At 74.2% G+C, this 4594-nt stretch carries 4 protein-coding genes and 1 pseudogene; 2 read left to right on the forward strand and 3 right to left on the reverse strand.

Going from position 1 to position 4594, the window contains the following annotated elements; translation table 11 throughout:
• A pseudogene (locus tag D471_RS0102225) lies at positions 1 to 383 on the reverse strand (GuaB3 family IMP dehydrogenase-related protein); the annotation flags it as partial.
• 212 nt (positions 384 to 595) lie between these two features.
• Here D471_RS0102225 and D471_RS37500 point away from each other — a divergent pair.
• On the forward strand, positions 596 to 1162 hold the full coding sequence (locus D471_RS37500; RefSeq protein WP_017597120.1) for an RICIN domain-containing protein: 567 nt from the start codon (positions 596 to 598) through the stop codon (positions 1160 to 1162).
• 79 nt (positions 1163 to 1241) lie between these two features.
• On the opposite strand, the gene D471_RS0102235 is transcribed toward D471_RS37500, so the two are convergent.
• Together D471_RS0102235 and D471_RS0102240 are read right to left on the reverse strand one after the other, a co-directional pair.
• Complete coding sequence (locus tag D471_RS0102235; protein ID WP_017597121.1) at positions 1242 to 2378, reverse strand: Kelch repeat-containing protein; 1137 nt, start codon at positions 2376 to 2378, stop codon at positions 1242 to 1244.
• 121 nt (positions 2379 to 2499) lie between these two features.
• Positions 2500 to 3672 (reverse strand): trans-sulfuration enzyme family protein, encoded by a 1173-nt coding sequence (locus D471_RS0102240; protein WP_017597122.1) that lies wholly within the window; start codon positions 3670 to 3672, stop codon positions 2500 to 2502.
• Between the two features lie 61 nt (positions 3673 to 3733).
• Between D471_RS0102240 and D471_RS0102245 the strand changes: the two genes are divergently transcribed.
• Positions 3734 to 4594: aminotransferase-like domain-containing protein (locus D471_RS0102245; RefSeq protein WP_017597123.1), on the forward strand; the 861-nt coding region annotated here is incomplete at its 3' end.

Here is a 4594-nt window from a genome sequence, read left to right on the forward strand (position 1 = left end):
CCCGCGTCCCGGATCTCCTCGATCCGGCGGCCGATCAGCTCCTCCTGGATCGGCGCGGCGTAGATCTCCTGGAGGCGCTGGGTCGCGGCGACGTCGTCGAGCTCGCGGATCTCCTCGAGGAGCGGCTCGGGGTCCTCGTACCGGGTCCACAGACCCTCCAGGTCCAGCACGCCGAGGCCGCCCATCTGGCCGACGGCCACGACGGTCTTCGGGGACGCGACGCTGTCCATGGGGCTGACCATCAGCGGCGTCTCGAAGCGGTAGGCGTCGATCTGCCACGCGATGGACACCTCCTCGGGGTCACGCGTGCGCCGGGCGGGCACGATCCCGATCTCGTCGAGCTCGTAGGCTCGGCGTCCGTTCTTACCCAGCCCGATCTCCACCTGAGCCAACGCTTGATCCCCCTCGAGGTGTGCTGCGCCGGATGCTGGACCGGCGCGTTTACTGCCGCGGAGAGTCTATCCGCACGTGGAGCGCCCTCCCGCGCCTCCTTCCCCGCGAGCACGTGCCCGGAGCGGCCACATGAACCCACTGGTCACGCTAAGTTTCCAGCTGATTACCCATCGTTTCGAGATGGGTCAACGAAGGGAAACTCATGCGAGGTGGACGAACCCTCGGCCGCGCGGCGGCGGTCATCGGCGCGGCGGCCATACTCCAGGCGGGGCTCGGCGGAGCGGCCGTGCACGCGGAGGAGTACGGCGGCGGGACCGCGGACCGCGTCGCCACGAGCTCTCAGAAGAACGTGTACCGGCTCGTGAACGCCAACAGCGGCCTGTGCGCCGGGGTGGCCGGATCGCGTACGGACGAGGGGGCCTGGGTCATCCAGTGGGACTGCCTGGGGATCGCCGACCAGGAGTGGGAGTTCGTGCACGGCGGCGCGGGCTACTACAACCTGAGGAACGGGCACAGCGGGATGTGCCTCGCCGTCTCCGAGCCCGATCAGAACGGCGCCTACATCGTCCAGCGGAACTGCGCCATCCACCCCGCCCAGGGGTGGCGCCTGGACAAGGACCCGGAGACCGGGACGACCGAACTGGTGAACTACGGAAGCCAACTGAACCTCGCGGTCGCCGAGTCGTCGGCCGACCCGGGGTACCGGCTGGTCCAGCGCACGCCGGAGACCGGCCCCGACGAGGAATGGATCCTCCGGTCCGTCCAGTAGGGCCTGGTCCCCGCGCGCCGAGGCGGGGGGCTCCGGGACCTCGCGGCGCCGGTCCACCCGCGGTGGGCGGGCCGGTCCGTCAGGCGTCGACGCCGACGCTGACCCCGGCGGAGCCGCATCCCCGGCCGCCCCAGCCGAGCAGCGCGTCGTCGGCGACGGGGACGAGGGGGCCGCAGTAGTCGGAGAGCGCCCCGGTCCGCGCCCGGTGGGAGCGTTCGCCTTCGGGGTCCCACAGGCTGAACTCCCCGGGACCGGTCGCGAGCAGCCCCAGCCCGTCCAGGACGTGCATGTCCCCGCGTATGAGGCCGCCGGTCGCGTGCGAGACCGGCGGCCGGAAGTCGGTGGAGTCGCGCCGGTCCACCAGCTCGGCCCGTCCGAGGCCGTCGATCTCGTACACGCTCGCGCTCTCGTCGCCGCGCAGCGCGAGCAGGACCGGGCCCCCTGGTGCGGTCGCCACGCCGGCGGACACGTCCGCGCCCCCGGTCTCCGCGGCCTCGGGGACCTCCCGGACCGCCGCGGCCTCGTCCCCCGGGCGGAAACCGATGGTGACGATCCCCTCGGGGGAACCGCCGACCGCCACCACGGCGTCGCCGCGCGCCGCCAGGTCGTACACGGCGAAGCCCGGTTCGGGCTCGAAGGGGAGAGCGACGGTGCTCCAGTCGTCGTCCTCCAGTGAGTACACGAGGAAGTCGGCCGCGGACCCGTGCGGGGCGCTCCCGCCGCCGAACACCACGTGTTCCCCGACCACCACGCCGCGCGCCAGGTCCCTGGCCTCGGGCGCGTCCGCGACCGGCTCCCAGGAGTCCGCCTCCGGGTCGTAGAGGGCGCCGTCCCTGGCCAGATGAGCGTCCTCGTCGCCCGCGTGGGTCGGCGTGAACCCGCCCCAGACCAGCATCCTGTCCCCGACCACGACCGTGCTGTGGCGGGTCCGGGGCTCCAGGTCGACGTCCGCCAGGGCACGCCAGGCGCCGGTCTCCGGGGAGTAGGCGGCGCCGTCGGAGAAGGAGTCGTGCTGCCCCTCCCCGTGCCCGCCCCAGACCAGGAGCTGCGAACCCGTCCAGGCCAGGCCGTGGTCCTCGCGGGGACCGAAGGGCGCCGGCGGCAGCTCGTCCACGGTCACCTCCACGTCCCACGCCTGCGCCCCGACAGTGGCGCAGGAGGCCACCGTCGGCGAAAGGACCAGCATCGGGACGACCGCCCCGAGCACGCGTCTCATCGAACACCGCTTCCGTACGCGTCGGGCGCCATCGCGCGCCCACCGGGGGCGGAGTGTAGCGAAACCCTCCCCGGCGGGGCGGCCGTGTACCGTCCGGCCCCGCCGGTCCCGCGCGCGGGGGTCACTCCAGGGCACGCTCCAGGTCGGCCCACAGGTCCTCGACGTCCTCGATCCCCGCGCTGAGCCGGATCAGCCCCTCCGAGACGCCCGCCCGGGCCAGGCCCTCGGCGTCGAGCATCCGGTGCGACGTGCTCGCGGGGTGCATGACCAGCGTGCGCACGTCGCCCAGCGACGGCGCGAGCACCGCGAGCCGTACCCGTTCGGCGAAGGACCGTCCCGCCTCCAGTCCGCCCGCCAGCTCGAAGGCGAGCACCCCGCCGAAGCCCCCGTCGAGGAGCTCGCGGGCGGTCGCGTGGCCGGGGTGGTCGGGCAGGCCCGCGTAGTGGACCCGGGTGACCGCGGGGTGCCGGTCCAGGCGCCGCGCCAGCTCCTCCGCGTTCGCGCAGTGCCGCCGCATCCGCACGCCGAGCGTGCTCAGTCCCCGGTTGATCAGCCACGCCGCGAACGGCTCCATGACGGCGCCGAACTCGTTGGTGCGCTCCCGGACCCGCGTCAGCGTCCCGGCGTCGGCGAACACCGCGACACCGCCGATCGTGTCGGAGTGGCCGCCCATGTACTTGGTGGCCGAGTGCACGACGATGTCGGCGCCGTGCTCGATCGGACGGCACAGCAGCGGAGTCGCGAAGGTGTTGTCCACGATGACCGTGGTGCCGTGCCGCCGGGCGAGCGCGGTCAGGGCGGGCAGGTCGGCCACCTGCCCGGTCGGGTTGGCGATCGTCTCCAACACGAGCACCCGCGTGTCCGGGCGCAGCGCCGCGTCCACCGCGGCGGGATCGCCCGCGTCCACCTGTGTGACCTCGACCCCCCAGCGCTCCCGCAGCGTGGTCAGCAGGGCCTGCGTTCCGCCGTACAACCGTTCCTGGGCGACCACGTGGCCGCCCGTGCCGAGCAGCGCCCACAGGGTGGCGGTGATCGCGCCCATCCCCGAACCGGAGGCGATGGCGCCCGCCCCGCCCTCCAGGTCGGCGACGGCGTCCTCCAGCGCGGCCACCGTCGGGTTCCCGTAGCGGGCGTAGACGAAGGGGGAGCCCGCGCCCTGGAACGACGCGGCCATGGTCTCGGTGTCGGGGAAGGCGAAGGTGTGCGCCTGGTAGATGGGCACGCCCAGCGGCGTGCTGCCCTCGACGACGGGCGCGGGCTGGTGGACGGTCCTGGTCTCGGCGTGGTGTGTCATGCTCCCCAGCCTCGCGGGGGTACCTCGCCCGGGGCAGAGCCAATCCGGGACAATTGGCCGCATGAGCGAGCCAATCCGCGCCGACGACCTCACGATCCTGCTCGGCCGGTGGGCTGCCGGGCGCGGCCCCCTCTACCGGTCGCTGGCGGACCGGCTGCGCGTCCTGGTCGAGGAGGGCGCCCTGCCGCACGAGGCGTGGCTGCCCGCCGAACGCCGTCTGGCGGTACGGCTCAACGTGGGGCGGGGCACCGTGGTCGCCGCCTACGACCTGTTGCGGGACGAGGGACTCCTGACCCGGCGCAGGGGCAGCGGGACCCGGGTGGCGCACGGCCCCGGGCCCGACCCGGCCGCCGGGGGCGGCGGCCCGAGCGAGGGGTCGGCGTTCCTCAGCCTGTTCGAGCCGCCCACCGCCTCCCTCGTCATGACCTGCGCGGCCCCCGACTCCCCGCCTCCGGAACTGCTCCACGCCTACCGGAAGGCGGTCGACCGGCTGGCCGGGTTCGCCGACGACATCGGTTACCACCCGACCGGCCACCCGGAACTGCGCGCCGCCGTCGCCGACCGCCTCACCCTCCGTGGCCTGCCCACCGGCCCCGACGACGTCCTGGTCACCAACGGCGCACAGCAGGCACTGGACCTGCTGGTGCGCTGCCGCGTAGCGCCCGGGGACACCGTCCTTGCGGAGCGGCCGACCTACCCGGGGGCACTGGCCCTCTTCGGCGAGGCCGGGGCACGGCTGCGGCCGGTCGACGTGGGGACCGGGGGCGTGGACACCGGGGCCCTGCTGGAGGGGATGGCCGCCCGCCCCGCGCTCACCTACCTCGTCCCGTCCTTCCACAATCCGACGGGGACGCTGATGGACGCGATGGACCGGCGCCGGGTCGCCGCCGCGGCCGGTGCGCACGGGCTGCTCGTCGTCGAC

This window comes from Nocardiopsis lucentensis DSM 44048 (assembly GCF_000341125.1).
Classification (GTDB): domain Bacteria; phylum Actinomycetota; class Actinomycetes; order Streptosporangiales; family Streptosporangiaceae; genus Nocardiopsis; species Nocardiopsis lucentensis.